Source organism: Sphingomonas sp. CFBP8993 (assembly GCF_034044895.1).
GTDB lineage: Bacteria > Pseudomonadota > Alphaproteobacteria > Sphingomonadales > Sphingomonadaceae > Sphingomonas.
The window spans coordinates 52,915-74,633 of record NZ_JAXCWU010000006.1; the positions used below are offsets into that span (position 1 = coordinate 52,915).

Sequence of the window (21,719 nt, forward strand, 5' to 3'; positions counted from 1 at the left end):
GTCATGGGGCTTCTTCAATCGTCGGAAAGTTGGGCGGCGTGGCGGATGCCGAGGATCAGGACGGTTTGGCCGTCATGTTCGTAGCGCAGGATATAGGGGCGAACCGTCACCATCTCGCGGCGACCATGGGAGATGGGTCTGCCGCGATCCGGGAAGCGTCGCAGGGATTCGGCGACCTCGATCAGCCTTTCACCCAAGCGCCGGGCGGCGTCGGGGTCGAACTGCTCGATGTAATCGACGATCGCGGCGAGTTGGAGCGAGGCCTGAATCGACCAGCTTATTTCAGCCATTCGGGGGGCAAGGGCTTGCGATCGGGCGTGCCCCAAGTCTTCAGCCATGTGGCCATCTTGTCATGGCTTACGAAACGGCCTGCCTTGAAATCGGCCCGCGCGCGTTCATCGGCGGCCAGTTCGGCCGCCTCGTCGCGCTGCTCGAAAATGCCGGGCTCATGTTCCATAGATCAAGTTATAAGGCTGATGGCCTGGCTTGCCTAGGGCGGCAAAAGGGCTGCGTGACAGGGTTGTCAGCCGTGCCCGAAAGCTTCAAGAGCCGTAGCGTCCTTGTACCAACAGCATCGAAGGCCGCGCGCATGTCCGACGAACCCACCGACCAGTTCTCCGAGCGCGAGGCCCTGCTGTTCCATTCCGAGGGACGGCCCGGCAAGATCGAGATTATCGCTTCCAAGCCGATGGCGACGCAGCGCGACTTGGCGCTGGCCTATTCGCCCGGCGTCGCGGTGCCGGTGCTGGCCATCGCCGAGGATCCGGCCTGCGCCTATGACTATACCGCCAAGGGCAATCTGGTCGCCGTCATCTCGAACGGCACCGCGATCCTGGGCCTGGGCAATCTGGGCGCGCTGGCGTCCAAGCCGGTGATGGAGGGCAAGGCCGTCCTCTTCAAGCGCTTCGCCGACGTCGATTCGATCGACATCGAGCTGAAGACCGAGGATGTCGACCGGATCATCGACGCGATCGAGCTGATGGAGCCGAGCTTCGGCGGCATCAACCTGGAGGACATCAAGGCTCCCGAATGCTTCATCATCGAGCAGACGCTGCGCGAGCGGATGAACATCCCGGTCTTTCATGACGACCAGCATGGCACCGCGATCATCTGCGCGGCCGGTCTGATCAACGCCTGCCTGCTGACCAAGCGGCGGCTGGACGAGATCAAGGTCGTCGTCAACGGCGCGGGCGCGGCGGCGATCGCCTGCACCGAGCTGATGAAGGCGATGGGCGTGCGCCATGACAATGTCATCATGTGCGACCGCACCGGCGTCATCTATCAGGGCCGCGACGACATCAACCAGTGGCAGTCGGCGCATGCCGCCGCTACCGACCGCCGCACCCTGACCGAGGCGCTGTCGGGGGCGGACGTGTTCCTGGGCCTGTCGGCGGCGGGCGCGCTCAAGCCCGAGATGGTCAAGGACATGGCCCCCTCGCCGATCATCTTCGCGATGGCCAACCCGGAACCGGAAATCCGCCCCGAGCTCGCCAAGGCCGCGCGGCCCGACGCGATCGTCGCGACCGGCCGTTCGGACTATCCGAACCAGGTCAACAACGTCATCGGCTTCCCCTTCATCTTCCGCGGCGCGCTCGACGTGCGCGCGACCGGCATCAATGACGAGATGAAGATCGCCGCCGCCAACGCGATCGCCGAACTGGCGCGCCAGCGCGTGCCCGAGGAAGTGGCGCTCGCTTACGGGACGCAGCACAGCTTCGGCCCGGAATATATCATCCCCGCGCCGTTCGATCCGCGCCTGATGGAGCTGGTCCCCTCGGCGGTGGCCAAGGCGGCGATGGATTCGGGCGTGGCGACGCGGCCGATCCTCGACATGGACGCCTATCGCCAGAAGCTGCGCGCGCGTCTGAACCCGACGACCTCGGTCCTGACGCTCGCTTATGAAGGGGCGCGCGCGCATCCCAAGCGCGTGCTGTTCGCCGAGGGCGAAGAGGAAGTCGTGCTGCGCGCCGCCATCGCCTTCAAGGAAGGCGGTTACGGCACCCCGGTGCTGGTCGGTCGCGACGACGTCTATGACCGCCTGAAGTCGCTGGGCGTCACCAACCCGCATGAATATGAAGTCCACAACAGCCGCACCTCCGAGATGGTGCCGCAGATGGTCGACTTCCTCTATGAGCGGCTCCAGCGTCGCGGCTATCTGCGCCGCGATGCCGAGCGGATGATCAACCAGGATCGCAACATCTTCGGTTCGGTCATGCTGCAGCTGGGCCAGGCCGATGCCATGATCACCGGCATCACCCGCACCTATGCGCAAAGCTTCCGCGAGATTCGCCGTGTGATCGACCCGGTCGACGGCAAGGTGCCGTTCGGCATCCACCTGCTCGTCGGGCAGAGCCACACGGTCTTCATCGCCGACACCACGGTCAACGAGCGTCCCTCGGGCGAGGAACTGGCCGATATCGCCGAGCGCACCGCCGCCGTCGCCCGCCGCATGGGGCATGAGCCGCGCGTGGCGTTCCTGTCCTATTCGACCTTCGGCAACCCCGAGGGCCAGTGGATCGACAATGTCCGCGACGGCGTGCTCGCGCTCGACAAGCGGCAGGTCGGTTTCGAATATGAAGGCGACATGGCCCCGGACGTCGCGCTGAACCCGAAGCAGATGGCGAACTTCCCGTTCTCGCGCCTGTCGGGACCGGCCAACGTCCTCATCATGCCGGGGCTCCAGTCGGCGAACATCTCGGCCAAGCTGCTGCGCGAACTGGGCGGCGACAGCATGATCGGCCCGATGCTGATCGGCATGGAAAAGCCGGTGCAGATCGCACCGATGACCTCGACCGCGGGCGACCTGGTGACGCTGGCGGTGCTGGCGGCGGGCGGCATCGCGCGCTGATTTTCGCCTAAAGGGTCAGGAAAGGGGGCTGGGCAGCGCAAGTTGCCCGGCCCCTTTCTCAATCCTCCCCGGCACGGGGAGGATTGAAGCTGTCACCCCCAAAGCACATTTCGCCTCCGTCACAAACCAGTCACGGCCTTGTCGCGGGCGCGTCATGACCCGGCCCCATGCGCCTTGCCCATTAGGGTAACAAAGCCATTGGGGGCGAAATGAACATGCTGAAGTTTCTGGTGACGGCCGCGCCGATCGCGCTGATGGCCCCGAGCGTCGCCGCGCAGACCCTGCCCGCGCAGGCCGCCGTCACCGGCACCGCCGACCCGGTCGCCGCCGACCCGACCACGGTGGCCGACGACCAGGCGGGGGCCTCGGGCGACGTCGTCGTGCTCGGGTTCGGCCAGAGCCGTCAGGTCCAGACCGTGACCGCCGCCGATCTGAGCCGCCTGACCCCGGGCACCTCGCCGCTCAAGGCGATCTCGAAGCTGCCCGGCGTCAATTTCCAGTCGGCCGATCCGTTCGGTGCGTATGAATGGTCGACCAAGATCTCGCTTCGCGGGTTCGACCAGAACCGGCTGGGCTTCACGCTGGACGGCGTGCCGCTGGGCGATATGAGCTATGGCCCGACCAACGGCCTGCATATCAGCCGGGCGATCATCTCGGAGAATATCGCCACGACCAGCGTGGCGCAGGGCGCGGGCGCACTCGGAACCGCCTCGACCAGCAATCTGGGCGGCACGATCGAATTCACCAGCCGCGCGCCGTCCGACACCGCCGCGCTGGCTGCGTCGGGCACCTATGGCAGCAACGACACGATCCGCGCCTTCATCCGTGCCGACAGCGGCGACCTGGGCGGCGGGCTGAAGGGTTATCTGAGCTATGCCTATCTGACCACCGACAAGTGGAAGGGCTATGGCAGCCAGCGTCAGCATCAGGCCAATGCCAAGCTGGTCAAGGACTTTGGCGACCGGGGTTCGATCACCGGCTTCCTGAACTTCTCCGACCGTCGCGAGAACGACTATCAGGACCTGAGCCTCGATATCATCAAGCGTCGCGGTTATTTCAACGACAATATCTCGAACAACTACCCACTGGCGATCCTGTATGCCAAGCAGGCGACGAACGGCGCGGCGGCGGCGGCCTATGCGCGCGCGAACAACGGCTCGCTGACCGGCTTCACCGCGCCTTATGCCGGTGTCGCCAACGGCCTGCCGAACGGCATCACCCTGGACGACGGCTATTATGACGCAGCGGGCCTGCGCCGCGACTATCTGGGCGGCGTGACCTTCGCCGCCAAGCTGACCGAGGCGCTGTCGCTGACCTCGACCAGCTATTACCACCATAACAAGGGCCAGGGGTCGTGGATCACGCCGTACAGCCCGACCGTGGCGGGTGCGCCCAATGCTGACGGCACGCCGATCACCAACCCCGCGCCGCTGTCCTTCCGCACCACCGAATACAGCCTCGACCGGGCCGGCACGATCGCCAAGCTGGCGCTGACGACGGGGGCCAACAAGCTGGAGCTGACCGGCTGGTATGAAAGCAATACGCTGCACCAGGCGCGTCGCCTCTATGGCATGACCGACACCGCGACGCCGAACCGCAACGCGCTGGATTTCCAGAAGAACCCGATGTCGACGACCTGGAACGGGAAGTATGATACCGAGACGCTGCAATATTCGGTCGGCGACACGCTCGATATCGGTCAGCTGACGCTGAACGGCGGCTGGAAGGGCGTGCGGGTGCGCAACCAGGCCAATCTGCTGGCGGGCACGCTGGCGCGCGGCCGTATCAAGAGCGAGGACTGGTTCCTGCCGCAGGTCGGCGCGGTGCTGCACCTGGGCAACCAGGCCGAGGTCTTCGCCAGCTATACCGAGAATATGCGCGCCTTCATCGCCGCCGCGACCGCACCGCCCTTCTCGATCAGCCAGGCCGCGTTCAACGCCGTCGCGGGCACCGTGCGGCCCGAAAAGTCGAAGACGGCCGAGGGCGGCGTCCGCGTCCGCACCGGCGGGCTGCAGCTGTCGGCGGTTGGTTACTATATCGACTTCTCGGACCGCCTGCTGACCTATTCGGTCGGCACCGCGATCCAGGGCATTCCGCCGACGCTGAACAATGTCGGCGGCGTGGAAAGCTATGGCGCGGAGCTATCCGCCTTCTATCGCCTGACCTCCGCCTTCTCGGCGCTGGCCAGCTATTCCTACAACCATGCCACCTATCAGCAGACGGTGCGCGACGGTTCGGGCAACCTGCTGGCCGAGAAGGGGCGGTACGTGGTCGACACGCCGCAGAACATGGTCAAGGGCGAGCTGGTCTATGACGACAGCCGGTTCTTCGGTCGGGTCGGCGCGGACTATATGTCGAAGCGCTACTTCACCTATCTGAACGACCAGTCGGTCGACGGGCGCGTGCTGGTCGATGCCAGCATCGGCTATCGCTTCCCGGCGGAATGGGGCGGTTTCACGATCGAGGGCAGCGTGACCAACCTGACCGACAAGCGCTATATCTCGACCATCGGCACCAACGGCTTCACCGCCAGCGGCGACAACCAGACGCTGCTGGCGGGCGCCCCGCGCCAGTGGTTCGTGACGCTGAAGAAGGGATTCTAAGCTTCAACCTGTCCGTATGACGCTCCCCTCCCGCAGGCGGGGGGATGGGGGAGGGTGGGTCTCACAGAGCCTGTCGCTCGCGGCCTTGCCCTCCCCAAACCCCTCCCATTTACGGGAGGGGTTTTTTAGACAGCCCAGGCTCCGATATCCGCCTGCTCGCCGATCAGCGCCAGGCCGTGCGCGATCGAGGTGAGTTCGCCCCCCGTCGCGATCTTTTCACCGCCGAACCGCACCTCGAACATCCGCCGGATCGCGGGCATCAGCGAGGTGCCGCCGGTCAGGAACACCCGGTCGATCGCCCCCGCCTGTGTCGCGGCCGCCGCCAGCGCCCGGTCCACCGCCTGCTCGATGCGCGCGAGATCGGGGGCGATCCACGCCTCGAAATCCCGGCGCGCGACATCCGCCTCGATTCGCAACCCGCCGCCCTCGAACCGGAACTGCGCATGCTCGGCCGCGGACAGGTCGCGCTTCACCTGGCCGACCGCGTCGTAGAGGCGATATCCCTGCTCCTCCTCGATGATCGCGATCATCCGCCCGATGGCTTGCGGGTCGAGCGCGGCGCGACGCAGCTTTTCCAGCTCGGCCAGCGTCTTGCGGTTGCGCATCAGGGCCAGGCGCGACCAGTCGCCGAAATCGGCGAAATATCCGCGCGGAATCTCCAGCACCTTGTCGAACGAGCGATAGCTGCCGCCCGCGCCGAGCAGTGGCAGGACGAGATGGTCGATCAGCTTCTGGTCGAACCGGTCGCCTGCAATACCGACGCCGGCATGGCCCAGCGGCTCGCAGCGCCGCTCGGCACCCGGCGCGGCGATGCGGACGATGGAAAAGTCGCTGGTGCCGCCGCCGAAGTCGGCGACCAGCACGGTCGTCGGCTCGGTGATTCGCGAGGCATAGCTGAACGCGGCCCCCAGCGGTTCGTAGACATAATGGATTTCGGCCCCCAGCCGCGCGAACATCGCGTCGTACCGCTCGCGGGCCAGCGCTTCGTCGGGGCGGTGCCCGGCATATTCGACCGGCCGCCCGACGACGATTCGCGTCGCCCGGCCGTTCAGCACGCCGCCGCTGCGCGCCGCCATCCGGTCGAGGAACGCGCGGCCGAGTTCCTCGAAACGATAGCGTTTGTCGAACACGGTGGCATGTTCGAACACGGGTGAGGCGGCGACCGACTTGAATGACTGGATGAAGCGGCTGCCGCCCGGAAAGTCGAGATATTCGGCGATCGCCCAGGGGCCCGCCTCGACCTCGATACCGTCATCCTCCCAGAAGCACAGGGCGGAGCGGAAGACCGGATCTTCACCCTTCGGGCCATGGAGTGCGACCAGATGCGACTCCCCCGTATCGGCACGCGCGATGACCGAGTTGGTGGTGCCGAAGTCGATGCCGAGGACGGTGTGCGGGGTGTCGGTCATGCGGGGTCCGCTACACGATATGGCGTGACGGGGGAGGGGGGATTTTGACCTTCTTGCTCCCTTCCCCCAGCCCCCCCCTCCCGCCTGCGGGAGGGGGAGCAGAAGGTCATTGGTCGTTGAAGCCCAAGTCCGGCCAGCGCTCCAGCATCGCCGCCGTCACGCCATTGGTCCAGCCAAAGCCGTCCTGCGTCGGATATTCTCCACCGCCACCGGGCCGCCGCTCCTCGACATCGTATTTCTCCAGCAGCTTGCCTGTCTCGGCATAGGTGCGTGCGACCGTCGCGACCCAGCGGCGGGCAATGTCCCTGGCCAACGCCTGCTCGCCATACCGCCCCAGCCCCTCGACCGCGATCCATTGCAACGGGGCCCAGCCATTGGGCGCATCCCATTGCTGGCCCGAGCGGATGGCGGTGGTGCGCAGGCCCCCTTCGCCGACCAGCGTGGCGCGGGTCGTCGCGGCGACCGCACGCGCCTGGTCCGCGCTGGCAAGCCCGGCGAACAGGGGGAAGAGCGACGCGGCGGTGCGGCTGTTCGTGGCGCGCCGTGCGGCCCGGTCCCAATCGGCGTAGCGCTTCTCGCCCGCGACCCACAGATAGCGGTCGATCGCCGCCTTGCGCCGCGCGGCCAGTTCGGTGAAGCGCTGCGCCATCGCCGTGTCACCCGCCGCCTTCGCCCGCGCGGCGATCCGGGTTTCGCTGATCCACAACAGGCTGTTGAGGTCGACCGGTACGATGTCGGTGGTGCGGATCGTCTCCAGCCGCATCGGATCGGCCAGCCAGCGCGAGCTGAAGTCCCAGCCCGATTCCGCCGCCGCGCGCAGGTCGCGCTGGACCACCCCGGCGGCACGCGGCGCGGCCTTGGCGGCGGTCTCGCGATCCTCGCGCCAGCTTTCGTCGCGGGGCGTGTCGCGCGCGTCCCAGTAGCGGTTGAGCAGGCTGCCGTCGGGCATCCGCACGACATGCTGGCAGGCACCGCTGGCGTCGAGGCACGCCGCCCCCGCCATCCAGTAATCATGTTCGCGGACCAGCGCCCCCAGCCGCCGCTTCGCCAGCGCCGGATCGCGATTGTCGGACAGGTCCATCATCAGCGCCAGGAAGGGCGGTTGCGACCGGCTGAGATAATAGGTCCGGGTGCCGTTGGGGATATGGCCATAGCGTTCGACCAGATCGACGAAATCGGCGAGCATCGCCTCGATCAGCGGGGCTTGCCCATCGGCCTTCAGCCCCAGCATCGTGAAATAGCTGTCCCAGTAATAAATCTCTTGGAAGCGGTCGCCCGGCACGACATAGCCATGGTCGAGCCCCAGCGCCGACGATCCCGCGACGGGCGCGAACGGTGCGCGGCCCAGGATCGGCCAGAGTTCGCGGATACGCTCGCGCAAGGGGGGCTTCGTCTGTGTTTCGCCGCGCACCGTGAAATGGCGGCGGACGAATGCGGTCAGCGCCGCCTTGCCCATCGGCTTTTCGCGGGCATAGGCGGCCATGATCGCTGGCGGCGCTGCACGCGGGACGGCATCGGCGAAGGTCTTGCCGTCGGCAAACACCTGCGCCTCCTGCACCGCGCCGAACAGCGGGCCGTAAATATCGGCGGGGGAGGGCGGCATGGCCTGTCCCTGGAGCAGCAGCGCCAGCGCGGGCAGCAGGACCAGCGGGCGGAACCGGGTGGCGATCATGATCCTCTCCTGATTATTCGGCCTGATTATTCGGCCTGATTACTCGGGGCGCGCGGCGCGGGGCAGCAGGACGGTGGCGGACAGGCCGCCACCCCCGGCCTGATCGAGGATCAGGCGACCGCCATGCAATTCGGCCAGTTCGCGTGCGATGCCCAGGCCAAAGCCATGTCCATCACCACGTTCGTCCAGCCGCGTGCCGGGCTGGGTCGCGCGGATCCGATCCGCCTCGGCGATGCCGGGGCCGTCGTCCACGACGCTCAGGCGGATCTGGCGATCCTCGGCCTGGGCGTGGATGCGCACGGTGGCGCGGGCATGGCGGGCGGCGTTGTCGATCAGGTTGCCCGCAACCTCGTCCAGATCCTGCGCATCCATCGCGACGGCCAGATTATCGGGTATTGCACTCGACAGGGTGACGCCGCGATCGGCGTGCAGCCGCCGGATCGCGGTCGCCAGATCGGCGATGGCGGGGGCCAGGGCGGTCGCGGCGCGTACCGCCCCCGCCTGGACTCGGGCGCGGGCGAGGTGGTGGCGGATCGTGTCGCTGATCCGCGCGACCTGCGCCGCGCGCGGCGGGTCCCCGGCCAGATCGAGCGCCAGCGTGGCGACCGGCGTCTTCAGCGCATGGGCGAGGTTCGCGGCGGATGCGCGCGCGGTGGCTAGGGCCCGCTCGCTGTCGGCGGCCAGGGCGTTCAACTCATGCGCCAGCGGTCGAAGCTCGGCGGGCTGGTCCTCGTCGACCCGCGCGCGCTCGCCCGCCCGGATCGCCGCCACCTCGTCGCGCAGGCGGCGCAGCGGACGCAGGCCCAGGCGCAACTGCAGCAGGCTCGCCGCCGCCAGCAACACGCCGAGCCCGGCCAGCATGGCGAGCAGCGGCACGAGCGCGGCGCGGATCGGCTGGGCGACGACCGCGCGCGGTGCGGCGGCGCTGATCGTCACGCGGCCGCGTGCACTGGGGATCGTCACCTGCCGGGCATGGACGCGCACACCCTGTTCGGTGCGCCCCTCGGCGGGTTGCGGCGGCGCGATCGGGGCGGCGGCGGGGCCGGGTGAGGGGCTGGGCGGCGGTGGTGCCGGCGGGCGATGGTCGCCGGGCGCGCCGGGGAAGGGCGGATGCGGTTCGGCCAGCGGAGGGAAGTCGCCGGAGCCCAGCACGCCGTCCGGCCCCGAGATCCGCCAGCGCCAACCGGGTTTGGGTTCGAGCAGGCCACGCCGGTTCGCGATCCGGTCCCGGTCGATGCGCCCCTGCGAATCCACTGCCGAGGCGAGGATCGCCATTTCCGAGTCGAGCCGCCGGTCGAGCCCCTGCGTGACGATCCGCTCCAACGCGCCCGCCAGCCCCCATCCCGCGAGCAGCAGCGCACCCAGGATCGCGATGCCGGACATCAGGATCATCCGGCCATGGATCGACCCTGGCCTCATGCCGCCGCACCGGCGGTCAGGCGATAGCCCATGCCGCGCACCGTCTCGATCAGGTCGGCACCGATCTTCTTGCGCAGGCGGCCGACGATCACCTCCAGGCTGTTGGAGTCGACATCGGCATCCCCCTCATAGACGCGCTCGAGCAGTTCCAGCCGGGGGATCACCGCCTCCTTGCGCAACATCAGCGCCGACAGCACCCGCCATTCGAACGCGGTCAGCTTCAGCGGCAGGCCGTCCAGCTCGAACTGTCCGGTCTGGCTGTCGAAGGAGAGGGGGCCGCAGGTCAGGCGCGGCTGGGCATGGCCCGCCGCACGGCGGACCAGCGCGCGCAGGCGCATGACGAGTTCCTCGACCCGGAACGGCTTGGTCAGATAATCGTCCGCGCCCGCCTTGAACCCGGCGACCTTGTCCGACCAGCCGTCGCGCGCGGTCAGGATCAGGACGGGCAGGGCGCGCCCCGCCTCTCGCCACTGGCGCAGCAGGGTCATGCCGTCACCGTCGGGCAGGCCCAGGTCGAGCACGGCGGCGTCGTAGATTTCGGTGTCGCCCGCATGGCCCGCGTCTACCCCGCTGGCGAACAGGTCGACCGCGCATTGTTCGGCACGCAGCGCGCGCGCGATGGCGGGGCCCAGCGCGGGATCATCCTCGACCAGCAGAATCCGCATGACGTGTCGTCTTCCCCTTATGGCCCCGCGCATGCCGCTATCGCCGTACTGGGTAAACCCAATCTGAACCGGCTGGTTCAGCGGGCATCGGGTCGAATCACCTAAAAGCGGTGCATCAACCAAGGAGATCACACATGTCTCGTTTCAAAATTCCGGCCCCGCGGCTGCAGGGCAAGGCCCCGCTGGCTGCCGCCGCCGCCGTCCTGATCGCGCTGGGCGCGGGCGGGGGTGCCGCCGCCGTCTCGATGACCCGGCCGACCGTCACCTTGGCACCGTCGACTCCGACGCCGATCGCCAAGCTCGCCTCGACCGGCGGCGTGGTCACCGCCAAGGGGCGGGTGGCCGAAGTGTTCGGTGACCGCTTCGTGGTCCAGGACGCGACCGGCCGCGCGATGGTCGCCAGCAATCGCGACGCCATGCCCTCGGTTGGCAGCAACGTCATGGTGCAGGGCCGCTTCGACGACGGGGTGATGCACGCCCAGTATCTGGTCAATCCGCAAGGGTCGGTGATCCCCGTCGGCCCGCCGCCGCCCCCGCCGGGCGGCCCGCGTGGCCCCGGTGGTCCGGGTGGTCCGCGCGGTGACGGTCCGCCGCCGCCTCCGCCCCCCGGTGGTCCGGGCGGACCCGGTGCCCCGGGTGGTCCGGGCGCGCCCCCGCCGCCGCCTCCAGGTGGCTGTGCGCCGGGTGGTCCCGGTGGTCCCGGTGCACCGGGCATGATGCCGCCGCCCCCGCCGCCTGTGGACGGCGCCGCCCCCCAGGGTGCGCCGCTGCCGCCGCCTCCGCCGCCCGCTGGGGCTCCGGCCCCGGCCCCGACCGGCGCGGCTCGCCCGGCACGGTGATCGGGTTGTGATGAAGACGCCCTCCGGCTTCGGTCGGGGGGCGTATTCGTGTTTGCCGAGGGTGGGGGCGTGGCCTTCGACTTCGCTCAGGCTGAACGGGGTTTGAGTGGGATCGACCTCATACCGTCCTCCGTCCTGCCTGAGCGAAGGTGAAGGCGAAGGGAATCCCCAGCCTATGGGAACATTCCCCATCGCCACCCTTTAGCAACCCATGCGCTGGCTCCGATCACTCGACATTCCGGCCGAATGGCTGTGGCTGCAACATGTCCTCGTCATTGCGGCGGCGATCCTGATCGCGGTCCTGGTACACAGTGTCGCGATGCGTATCGCGGGCCATGCCGCCAGACGGACCGCCAGCCAGAGCGACGACCTGGTCCTCGAACATATCCGCCAGCCGCTGCGCTGGGTGGCGATCGCCATCGCGGTCAGTTTCGCGATGCGGCTGGTGCCGATGTCGAGCGATGGGCGGGAAATCTGGCGGCAGGTGCTGGGGTTCGTCGTACCGGCCCTGCTCGGCTGGCTGGCGGTGTCGGCGCTGCGGGCGTTGCAGGGCGTGGTGTATCTGCGCGCCGATATCAGCGTCGAGGACAACCTGCGCGCCCGGCGCAAGCGGACGCGTGCGCAGATACTCGGGCGGATCGGCATTTTCCTGATCGTGTTCCTGACCGTCTGCCTGATGCTGCTGAGCGTGCCTGGCATCCGCACCATCGGCGTCACGCTGATGGCCTCGGCGGGTATCGCGGGCCTGGTCGTCGGTGCCGCCGCGCAGCCCGCGCTCAAGAACCTGATCGCGGGCGTGCAAATGGCGTTTACCGAGCCGATCCGCCTCGACGACGTGGTCATCATCGACAATGAATGGGGGCGGATCGAACAGATCCACCTGACCTTCGTCGTGGTGCGCATCTGGGACGAGCGGCGTCTCGTCGTGCCGGTCGCCAAGTTTCTGGAAAACAGTTTCCAGAACTGGACGCGCGAGACGAGCCAGTTGCTGGGGTCCGTCTTCTGGTATCTCGATCCGGCCGCCGACATTCCCCGCCTGCGCGAGAAGATGGGTCAGCTGGTCGAGGCGAGCCCGCGCTGGGACCGGCGCTTCTTCAACATGCAGGTAACGGACGTGAAGCCGGATTCGATCGAGGTGCGCGGGTTGATGACCGCGCGCGATGCGGCGATCGCCTTCGACCTGCGCTGCGAGATTCGCGAGGGGCTGCTGGAATATATCCGGCGGGAGATGCCCGAAGCCCTGCCCCGGCGGCGGTTGGAACATTCCATTCCTCCCTGGCACGGGGAGGGGGACCAGCCGCAGGCTGGTGGAGGGGGCGTGCCGCTGGGCTAGTCCTGTGTGGCAAGCCCCCCCCTCCGTCAGGGCTGACGCCCTGCCACCTCCCCGTGCCGGGGAGGATCAGTGCGCCGCCGCCTCGATCGCTTTGGCCTCTGCTTCAACCCCATCCCCGCGCAGCGCGGACAGATACTGCTCGCACCACCAGAACACATCCTCGCGCCGGACATTGTCGATCAGGCTTTCCCAGCGCCGGATACGCTCGGCGCGCGGCATGGTCAGGGCCTGGACGATCGCGTCGGACATTTCCTCGGCGCTATACGGGTTGATCAGGACCGCGTCCTTCAACTGCTCGGCGGCGCCCGCGAAGCGCGACAGGATCAGCACGCCGGGGTCTTCGGGGTCCTGTGCCGCGACATATTCCTTTGCCACCAGGTTCATGCCGTCGCGAAGCGGCGTGACCAGCCCGATCCGCGCCGCGCGGTAGATGCCCGCCAGCACCGGGCGCGGAAACCCCTTGTTGACGTAGCGGATCGGAACCCAGTCGATATCGGCATATTCGCCGTTGATCCGCCCCGACAGCGAGTCGAGATTGGCGCGGATCTCCTGGTAGGTGTTCACCTTCTCACGGCTGGGCGGCGCGATCTGGAGCATGTAGACGAGCCCGCGCCGCTCCGGATGCTGCGCCAGGAAGCGTTCATATCCCAGGAAGCGCTCGGTGAGCCCCTTGGAATAATCCAGCCGGTCGACGCCGACGATCAGGCTGCGGCCGGTCGCCGACATGTACATGCGTTCGCGCGCAAAACGTGCGTCATGGCCGTTCGCCGCTTCCTCGAACTCCTTGGTTTCGATGCCGATCGGCGCGCGGATCGCCTGGATGGTCTTGCCGTTCCACGTCACCTCGCCATTCTCGCCGAGCGTACCGCCCAGCTCCTTGGTGACGTAGTCGCGGAAACTGTCCAGCCAGTCCTCGGTGTGGAAACCGACCACGTCATAGGCGAAGAGCGACTCCACCAGCTTGCGATGGCTGGGCAGCGACATCAGCAGCCGCACCGGCGGCCATGGGATGTGGAGGAAGAAGCCGATCCGATTCTTGAACCCGCGCTGGCGCAAATAGCGGCCCAGCGGGATCAGGTGATAGTCATGCACCCAGACCAGATCGTCCGGCTCGATCAGCGGCTGCACCGTCTCGGCAAAGCGTTCGTTGACGCGGGCGTAACCCGAATCGAAGTCGCGCTCGAACTCGGTCAGGTCGATGCGATAGTGGAAGAGCGGCCACAACGTCCGGTTGGCATAGCCGTTATAATATTCGTCGATATCCTGCTCTTCCAGGTCGATGGTCGCGGTGGTGACGCCGCCGCCCTGCTGGAAGTTGATATGGCCGCTGAACTCGTCCGTGGTCTCCCCCGACCAGCCGAACCAGATGCCGCCCTGTTCGCGCAGCGCGGCCAGGAGTGCGACCGCCAGCCCGCCCTGATTGCCGCCCGGCCCGGTGGTGGGCGGCTGGACCCGGTTCGAGATGACGATCAGGCGACTCATCGCACGGCACTCCATGGTTTACTCAGCAGGACGGCGCAGTTGATCAGGCCGACCAGCGAATAGGTTTGCGGATAATTGCCCCACAGCTCGCCCGTGTTCGGGTCGATATCCTCGGACAGAAGCCCGGCGGGGGTGCAGCGCGCCACCATCTCCTCGAACAGCGCGCGGGCATCCTCATGACGCCCGGTGACATACAACGCCTCGATCAGCCAGAAGGTGCAAACGTTGAAAGCGGTATGCGGCAGGCCGAAGTCATCCTCGGTCGCATAGCGCAGCATGTGGCTGCCCCGGCGCAGGCCCTTTTCCACCGCCTCCAGCGTCGAGCGGAAGCGGGGATCGTCGGGCGACAGGAAACGCAGGTCGAGCAACTGGATGATGCTGGCGTCCAGATCGTCGCCGCCGAAGGTCGCCGACATGCGCTGCGTCTCGGGGCGCCAGGCTGCCTGCTCGATCGTCTCGCGCATCAGGTCGGCGCGCTCCTGCCAGAAGCTGCGCCGGTCCTCCAGTCCCAGGGCCTGTGCGGCATTGGCCAGCCGGTCGCACGCTGCCCAGCACATGGCGGCGGAATAGGTGTGGACATGGCTCTTGGTGCGCAGTTCCCACAGACCCGCGTCCGGCTGGTCGTACTTGGCCCAGGCACGTTCGCCGACTCGTTCGAGCGAATGGAAGTCTTCCACCCCCGACATGCGGAACAGGCGGGTGTCGAAGAAGGCCTGCACGTCGGACAGGATGATCTGGCCGTAAGCGTCATGCTGGATCTGCTCATAGGCCTGGTTGCCGACGCGGACCGGGCCCATGGCGCGGTAGCCGGGCAGCTTTTCCTCGATCCGCTCGACCAGGGTCGCCTCGCCGCCGACGCCGTAGAGCGGCTGGATATGCCCGCCCTTGGCCGCGTCGACGATGTTGCGCAGATATTCGAGATACCCCTCCAGCACGTCGAGCGCGCCCAGCCGGTTGAGCGCCTGCACCGTGTAATAGGCGTCTCTGATCCAGCAGTAGCGATAGTCCCAGTTGCGCCCCGAATCGGCATGTTCGGGTAGCGAAGTCGTCAGCGCGGCGACGATCGCGCCGGTTTCCTCATGCTGGCACAGCTTCAGCGTGATCGCGGCGCGGATGACGACCGCCTGCCACTCGACCGGCGTGGCCAGGCCGCGCACCCAGTGATGCCATTCGTTAGTAGTCCGCTCCAGCATGGCGCGGCACGCCTCGCTCAGCACGCCCGCGAAGCTTTCGTCCGGGCCCAGGAACATGTGGACCGGACGTTCGAGGCGGAACCACTGCTCGGCGGTGATGTGGCCGACCGGCGCATCGGTCGACAGGCGCAGCGTCTGTTGCGTCATCAGGTAGCGGACATGGTTCGACCCCTGGGTCCGCTCGGTCGGATGGCCCCAGTCGGTCGCGACGCGCAGGGCGATGCGGATGCGGGGGGAACCGATCGGGCGCACGATCCGCACATAGCTAGTCGGACGATAGACCCGGCCCTCGCGCGAGAAACGCGGGCAGAAATCGGTGATCTCGATACCGTTGCCACGGTCGTCCATATGGGTGGTGACCAGGATCGGCGTGTTGCGCAGATAGCCCTGGGTGGTCGAGACCCGGTCTTCCAGGTCGATCGACCAATATCCCGTCTCCGGCTCGCCATCGCCCAGCAGCGCGCAAAAGGCCGGGTCGCCATCGACGCGCGGCACACAGCCCCAGACGAACCGACCGTGCGAGTCGACCAGCGCGGAAACCTGGCAGTTGCCGATCGGCCAGAGGTTCATGTCCTGTTGCATCAGTTTGCATTCTCCAGCGCTTGGGCAAGCCATTCATGGACGGCGGCGACATCGGGCAGGCGGTAACGGGCGGCGGTTTCGCGCATCGGACCGACCAGTACACCCGCACCGCCCAGTTCGGCGGCGGCGACAAAGCCGTCCTCGTCGGTCACGTCGTCCCCAAAAAAGATCGGCACGGTGCCGTGCATGGCGGGGGCCTGCATCAGCGTCTCGATCGCCTGGCCCTTGTCACCGGGCAGGCGAACCTCGACCATCATCTTGCCGGGTTGCAGGGTCAGGCCGTGCCGTTCGGCGATCGCGGTGGCTTCGCGCAGGGCCAGGGGTTCGGCGTCCGGGTTGCGGCGGTAATGCAGGCCCGCGCCGAAGCTCTTGGTTTCGAAATACAGGTCGTTGGCCTCGGCCACATGGCGCATCTCCTCGGTCGCGGTGGCGAGATGCGCGGGCTTTTCGGGCTGGCTGTGGCCGTCCTCCGGGCTGCGGCGCTCGGCACCGTGACTGCCCGCCAGCGTGAAATGCTCCGCCTGGGGACCAAACAGCGCATCCAGCTGCGCGATCGATCGGCCGCTGACGATGGCGAGGCGACCAGGCATGTGCGCGGCGAGCGCATCCAGCCGATCGGCGAGCGCGGCACTGACATGCACGCCCTCCGGATTGTCGGCAAGGTCGACCAGCGTGCCGTCGAAATCCAGGAACAGGCTGTCCGTGGCGGACAGGCGGGGCGGCGGCGGAGCGAGATCGGAGAGCATGGGCGAAAGCATAGCGGAGGCAGGCATGCCGAGTGAACCCATCCCCGCCGCTGGCGTTCCGCTGCGCTGCCGAAATGATTACAGTTGGAGGTGCGTAGGCGAATAGCGTGAGGCTTTGGCGCACCCCCTCCCGCCTGCGGGAGAGGGATGGGGGGAGGGTTCTTTCCCGGGCGAAGTCGCTTTTGGCTTTCCCTCCCCCGGCCCCTCCCGCTTGCGGGAGGGGAGAAGAAGGGGCTGGCGGGGGCGACGGATCGTGGGGGCTTGCCGCTTGGCGCACCCCCTCCCGCAGGCGGGAGGGGGATGGGGGGAGGGCCCTTGTCCCGGGCGATGTCGCTTGTGGTTTTCCCTCCCCCGACCCCTCCCGCCTGCGGGAGGGGAGAAGAAGGGGCTGGCGGGGGCGACGGATCGTGAATGCTCGCCGCTTGGCGCACCCCCTCCCGCAGGCGGGAGGGGGATGGGGGGAGGGTTCTTTCCCCGGGCGATGTCGCTTGTAGCTTTCCCTCCCCCGGCCCCTCCCGCCTGCGGGAGGGGAGAAGGACGGGACAGCCCGCTCGAACGAAAAAAGGGCCGGCGATCGCTCGCCAGCCCCTTCGTTCCGAACCGTCGACGCGGACCTTTAGTAGACCCGCTTCTTCGGCTTGATATACTCGATATCGTCGGTCAGCGTGTAGTCGTGGACCGGGCGATAGTCGATCGCGACACCGCCGCCCTGGCCGCCCCAGCCGTCGAACGTCGCGACGGTGTGCTTCATCCAGTTGGCGTCGTCGCGATCGGGGAAGTCCTCGTTCACGTGCGCGCCGCGGCTTTCCTTGCGGTTTAGCGCCGATTCCATCGTCACGACCGCCTGGCTGATGAGGTTGTCCAGCTCCAGCGTCTCGACCAGATCGGTGTTCCAGATCAGCGAGCGATCCTTGATGCCGATGTCCTTCATCCGGTCATAGGTGGCGCGGATCATCTGGCGACCTTCGGTCAGCAGCTCGTCGGTGCGGAACACGGCACAGTGGCGCTGCATCGTCTTCTGCATCTCGCTGCGCACCGACGCGGTGGTCGAGCCACCGGCGGCGTTGCGGAAGTGGTCCAGGCGGCCCAGCGCCAGCTCCTCCGAACCGGCGGGCAGCGGGGCGTGCGGCGTGCCGGGCTTCAGCGTGTCCTTGATGCGCAGGCCGGTCGCGCGGCCGAACACGACCAGGTCGATCAGCGAGTTGGAGCCCAGGCGGTTCGCGCCGTGGACCGACACGCAGGCCGCTTCGCCAACCGCGAACAGGCCGGGGACGACCGAGTCCGGGTTGCCGTCCTTCAATCGCACGACTTCGCCGTGATAGTTGGTCGGGATGCCGCCCATATTATAGTGGACGGTGGGCGTCACCGGCAGCGGCTGGCGAGTCAGGTCGACGCCGGCGAAGATCTTGCCGGTTTCGGTGATGCCGGGCAGGCGCTCGGCCAGGACCTTCGGGTCGATATGGTCGAGATGGAGGTAGATATGATCCCCCTCCTTGCCGACGCCGCGCCCTTCGCGGATTTCCATCGCCATCGAACGCGACACGACGTCGCGGCTGGCGAGGTCCTTGGCCGACGGTGCGTAACGCTCCATGAAGCGCTCGCCCTCGGAGTTGGTCAGGTAGCCGCCTTCACCGCGCGCACCCTCGGTGATGAGGACGCCCGCACCATAGATGCCGGTCGGGTGGAACTGCACGAACTCCATGTCCTGGAGCGGCAGGCCCGCACGCAGCACCATGCCGCCGCCGTCACCCGTGCAGGTGTGCGCGGAAGTGGCCGAGAAATAGCAGCGGCCATAGCCGCCGGTCGCCAGCACGACGTTGTGCGCGCGGAAACGGTGGATCGAGCCGTCTTCCATGCACAAAGCGATCACGCCGCGGCAATTCCCCTGCTCGTCCATGATCAGGTCGAGCGCGAAATATTCGATGAAGAAGTCCGCGTCATACTTCAGCGACTGCTGGTACAGCGCGTGCAGCATGGCGTGGCCGGTACGGTCGGCGGCGGCACAGGTGCGCTGCGCGGGCGGGCCCTCGCCCATATTCTGCATCATGCCGCCGAAGGGGCGCTGATAGATCTTGCCCTCTTCGGTGCGGCTGAACGGCACGCCTGCGTGCTCCAGCTCGTACACGGCGGCGGGCGCCTCGCGGCACAGATATTCGATCGCGTCCTGGTCGCCCAGCCAGTCCGACCCCTTGACGGTGTCGTACATGTGCCAGGTCCAGTGGTCGGGACCCATATTGCCCAGCGACGCGGCGATGCCGCCCTGCGCGGCGACGGTGTGGCTGCGCGTCGGGAACACCTTGGTGATGCAGGCGGTCTTCAGACCCGCCTCGGCGATGCCCATGGTGGCGCGCAGGCCCGAACCGCCCGCACCCACGACGACGGCGTCATAGGTATGGTCGATGATCTTGTAGGCGGCAGCGGACATTATGCAGCGGCTCCGAAGGCGATCTTGAGGATCGAGAAGATGGCGACGGCGGCGGTCGTGAAGACGAACAGGTTCATGACGACGAGGAGCGCGACCCGGTTCTGGTCCTGCTCGTAATCCTCGATCACGACCTGCAGGCCGAGCTTCATGTGATAGAAGACCGAGGCGATCAGCATCGCCATCGGGATCGCCGCCCAGGGGCTGGACAGCCACAGCCGCATCGCGGCGTAGTCGAACGAGGGCTGGCGCAGGATCGAGATCAGCAGCCAGGCGACCAGCAGGAAGTTCGACCCGGCGGTCAGCCGCTGGTTGAGCCAGTGGTGGGTGCCCGACTTGGCCGAGCCCAGGCCGCGCACGCGGCCGATTGCGGTTCCCGAACGCATCACTTGATCCCCAGATAGAGCCAGAAGGCCACCGTCATCACGACGGCGAAGACCATGGTGGCCTGTGCCTGACGCTTGTTTGCCTTCAGCTCGAAACCCGCGCCCACGTCCATGAACAGGTGGCGGATGCCGTTCGCGATATGCTGGAACAGGCAGGCGGTCAGGCCGATGCCGACGACATAGCCGATGATGTTGAGATGACCCGATTGGACCGTGAAGACGTCGCGGAAGGTCGCATAGCTCTCCGGCCCGGACGCCACGGCGGCCAGGAACCAGACGAGGAGCAGGGTGCCCACGGTCGCCATGCCCGTGCCGGTGGCGCGGTGCAGGATCGAAACCAGCATGTTGGGACCCCATTTCCAGATCTGGAGATGCGGCGAGAGCGGGCGTGCGGTGTTGCGGGCGGCCAAGGGCAGATCCTCGAACAGTCTAAAGTCAGGCTGGTTTGCGAACATGCCTATGGTGAAGACGCCGACAGGATGCAAGTCGCGAGCGTATCTGCGTGTGGTTCGCAAAGACTTCGTGGACGCCGCCGCGGGGCATTCGTGGAACGCCCGGATCGGTGCAGGGATAACCCGCCCTTAACCCTTCGGGCGTCAGAAGGGGCGCGAAAAATTTGACCATCGTCAAATGGGGGACCACTTCTTGCGCTCCGATCTGCCGCCGCCCACGGCCATTACCGCCGGGATCGACATCGATACCCTGATCCGCACTTTCGACGGGGGCGACGGCTCGCTGGTCCGGTTGGCCGCCGACGTCTGGACGGTGATCGATCCGCGCGCTGACGAGGTGGTCGTGGCCTATTGGGAGCATTGGCGCCGCAAGAATCCGGGTCAGGCCGAATGGGCGCAGATGGATCGCGAACGCCAGCTGACCGCTGGGCGCACCTATCTGCGCAATCGCTTCTGCCATCTTTCCGGTCGCGACTGGGTCGAGTCGCTGGGCCGGGCGGTCGCCTCGGCCTATGCCGCCGATATTCCGCCGATGGAGGTGCTGGCCATGTCCTGCGCCAGCGACCGGATCGCGCTGAAAATCATCCTGGAGGAAATGTCGGCGGACGATCCACGTCGGTCGGTGGCGGTCGACACGCTGTTGCGCATGTACGGCATGGAGACCGAGCTGACCGTCGAGCTGTTTGCCGGTTACCGCAACTGGACCGCCGAGCGTGAACGCGAGCGGCTGGCCGGGGATTTCCGCAACGGCATCGCCTCGGTGGTCGAGAACGCCTCGGTCGAGGGGCAGGACCTGCGGCGCCAGGCGCAGGAGGCGTCGATGTCGACGCGCGGCATGCTGGGCAAGTCGAGCGAGGTCGCCGCCGCCGCCGAACAATCCGCCGTCGCGATGCGCGAGGCCGCGCAGACCGCCGCCGGGCTGATCCGCGCGATCGAGGACGCCCGGACCGAGGTCGACCAGGCCGCCGACGTCGCCAACCGCGCCGCCGACCAGGCGGGCCAGGCGGTGGGCATGTCGGAGATGCTGTCCGACCATGCCAAGTCGATCGAATCGATCCTGGGGCTGATTCGCGACATCGCCGGGCAGACCAACCTGCTTGCGCTCAACGCCACTATCGAGGCGGCGCGCGCGGGTGATGCGGGCCGCGGCTTCGCGGTCGTCGCGCAGGAGGTGAAGAGCCTCGCCAGCCAGACGGCGCGCGCGACCGACGACATCGCCACCAAGATCGCCGCGATCCAGGCCGCGACCCGCTCGACCGTAGAGACCAACGCCTCGATCAAGGCGACCGTGCACGAGGTCCAGGTCTCGGCCGAGCGAATCCGCCACGCCATGGAGGCACAGGCGCAGACGGTGACCGCGATCACGGCGGCGGTCGACGAGACCGCACTGGCCGCCGACTCGATGTCGCACACCATCGCCGCGATCCGTCTGGATACCGAGCATGTCGCGCAGGAGATCGACCGCGTCGGCCGGGGCTTTGACCATCTCGACACGCGGCTGGGCGACCTGAAGGCCAGCGCCACCCAGTTCGTCGCGCGGGTGGCGGCCTGACACCGAATCCTCCCCGGTACGGGGAGATGGCAGGGCGCAGCCCTGACGGAGGGGGGCTTCCTCAAGGGACATCCCTGTCGGCAGGCCCCCTCCACCACCGCTTCGCGGCGGTCCCC

Annotated in this window: 17 protein-coding genes; 5 read left to right on the forward strand and 12 right to left on the reverse strand. The window is 67.5% G+C overall.

Annotated features, from left to right (window positions below; all coding sequences use genetic code 11):
• Positions 1-14 precede the first annotated feature (14 nt).
• Complete coding sequence (locus SOM26_RS13380; RefSeq protein ID WP_320453227.1) at positions 15-338, reverse strand: type II toxin-antitoxin system RelE/ParE family toxin; 324 nt, start codon at positions 336-338, stop codon at positions 15-17.
• A complete protein-coding gene (locus SOM26_RS13385; protein WP_320453228.1) occupies positions 278-457 on the reverse strand; it encodes an antitoxin in 180 nt (59 codons plus the stop codon). Before SOM26_RS13385 ends, SOM26_RS13380 begins: the two co-directional genes overlap by 61 nt.
• A gap of 132 nt (positions 458-589) precedes the next feature.
• Between SOM26_RS13385 and SOM26_RS13390 the strand changes: the two genes are divergently transcribed.
• Both SOM26_RS13390 and SOM26_RS13395 read left to right on the forward strand, forming a co-directional pair.
• Positions 590-2,848: an NADP-dependent malic enzyme gene (locus SOM26_RS13390; protein WP_320453229.1), complete on the forward strand. Its 2,259-nt coding sequence runs from the start codon at positions 590-592 to the stop codon at positions 2,846-2,848.
• A 215-nt stretch (positions 2,849-3,063) separates the two neighbouring features.
• Positions 3,064-5,451, forward strand: coding sequence for a TonB-dependent receptor (locus SOM26_RS13395; RefSeq protein ID WP_320453230.1), 2,388 nt, complete (start codon positions 3,064-3,066; stop codon positions 5,449-5,451).
• Between the two features lie 125 nt (positions 5,452-5,576).
• On the opposite strand, the gene SOM26_RS13400 is transcribed toward SOM26_RS13395, so the two are convergent.
• The 4 genes from SOM26_RS13400 to SOM26_RS13415 all read right to left on the reverse strand — a co-directional run bounded on the left by SOM26_RS13400 (position 5,577) and on the right by SOM26_RS13415 (position 10,616).
• Positions 5,577-6,860 carry an Hsp70 family protein gene (locus SOM26_RS13400; RefSeq protein ID WP_320453231.1) on the reverse strand — a complete coding sequence of 428 codons (1,284 nt, stop codon included), beginning with the start codon at positions 6,858-6,860 and terminating at the stop codon, positions 5,577-5,579.
• A gap of 106 nt (positions 6,861-6,966) precedes the next feature.
• Complete coding sequence (gene treF, locus SOM26_RS13405) at positions 6,967-8,532, reverse strand: alpha,alpha-trehalase TreF (RefSeq protein WP_320453232.1); 1,566 nt, start codon at positions 8,530-8,532, stop codon at positions 6,967-6,969.
• Positions 8,533-8,571: 39 nt separating this feature from the next.
• Entirely contained in the window at positions 8,572-9,924 is a 1,353-nt protein-coding gene (locus SOM26_RS13410; protein WP_320453233.1) for a sensor histidine kinase, read from the reverse strand.
• Positions 9,925-9,947: 23 nt separating this feature from the next.
• Positions 9,948-10,616 carry a response regulator gene (locus SOM26_RS13415; RefSeq protein WP_320453234.1) on the reverse strand — a complete coding sequence of 223 codons (669 nt, stop codon included), beginning with the start codon at positions 10,614-10,616 and terminating at the stop codon, positions 9,948-9,950.
• A gap of 134 nt (positions 10,617-10,750) precedes the next feature.
• On the opposite strand from SOM26_RS13415, the gene SOM26_RS13420 reads away from it, so the two are divergent.
• Both SOM26_RS13420 and SOM26_RS13425 read left to right on the forward strand, forming a co-directional pair.
• On the forward strand, positions 10,751-11,455 hold the full coding sequence (locus SOM26_RS13420; RefSeq protein WP_320453235.1) for a hypothetical protein: 705 nt from the start codon (positions 10,751-10,753) through the stop codon (positions 11,453-11,455).
• Between the two features lie 211 nt (positions 11,456-11,666).
• Positions 11,667-12,788 carry a mechanosensitive ion channel family protein gene (locus SOM26_RS13425; protein ID WP_320453236.1) on the forward strand — a complete coding sequence of 374 codons (1,122 nt, stop codon included), beginning with the start codon at positions 11,667-11,669 and terminating at the stop codon, positions 12,786-12,788.
• A gap of 66 nt (positions 12,789-12,854) precedes the next feature.
• Here SOM26_RS13425 and SOM26_RS13430 read toward each other — a convergent pair whose 3' ends face one another.
• The 6 genes from SOM26_RS13430 to sdhC form a co-directional block, all read right to left on the reverse strand.
• On the reverse strand, positions 12,855-14,270 hold the full coding sequence (locus tag SOM26_RS13430; protein WP_320453237.1) for an alpha,alpha-trehalose-phosphate synthase (UDP-forming): 1,416 nt from the start codon (positions 14,268-14,270) through the stop codon (positions 12,855-12,857).
• Positions 14,267-16,033: a glycoside hydrolase family 15 protein gene (locus tag SOM26_RS13435; protein ID WP_414712063.1), complete on the reverse strand. Its 1,767-nt coding sequence runs from the start codon at positions 16,031-16,033 to the stop codon at positions 14,267-14,269. Before SOM26_RS13435 ends, SOM26_RS13430 begins: the two co-directional genes overlap by 4 nt.
• An 11-nt stretch (positions 16,034-16,044) precedes the next feature.
• Positions 16,045-16,791: a trehalose-phosphatase gene (gene otsB / locus SOM26_RS13440; protein ID WP_320453239.1), complete on the reverse strand. Its 747-nt coding sequence runs from the start codon at positions 16,789-16,791 to the stop codon at positions 16,045-16,047.
• Between the two features lie 616 nt (positions 16,792-17,407).
• A complete protein-coding gene (gene sdhA / locus SOM26_RS13445) occupies positions 17,408-19,216 on the reverse strand; it encodes a succinate dehydrogenase flavoprotein subunit (protein ID WP_320453240.1) in 1,809 nt (602 codons plus the stop codon).
• Positions 19,216-19,599, reverse strand: a complete 384-nt coding sequence (gene sdhD / locus SOM26_RS13450; protein ID WP_320453502.1) for a succinate dehydrogenase, hydrophobic membrane anchor protein — start codon at positions 19,597-19,599, stop codon at positions 19,216-19,218. The genes sdhA and sdhD overlap by 1 nt, the downstream gene beginning before the upstream one ends.
• Positions 19,599-20,054 carry a succinate dehydrogenase, cytochrome b556 subunit gene (gene sdhC, locus SOM26_RS13455; protein WP_320453241.1) on the reverse strand — a complete coding sequence of 152 codons (456 nt, stop codon included), beginning with the start codon at positions 20,052-20,054 and terminating at the stop codon, positions 19,599-19,601. Before sdhC ends, sdhD begins: the two co-directional genes overlap by 1 nt.
• 175 nt (positions 20,055-20,229) lie before the next feature.
• Between sdhC and SOM26_RS13460 the strand changes: the two genes are divergently transcribed.
• Positions 20,230-21,603 (forward strand): methyl-accepting chemotaxis protein, encoded by a 1,374-nt coding sequence (locus tag SOM26_RS13460; protein ID WP_320453242.1) that lies wholly within the window; start codon positions 20,230-20,232, stop codon positions 21,601-21,603.
• Positions 21,604-21,719 lie beyond the last annotated feature (116 nt).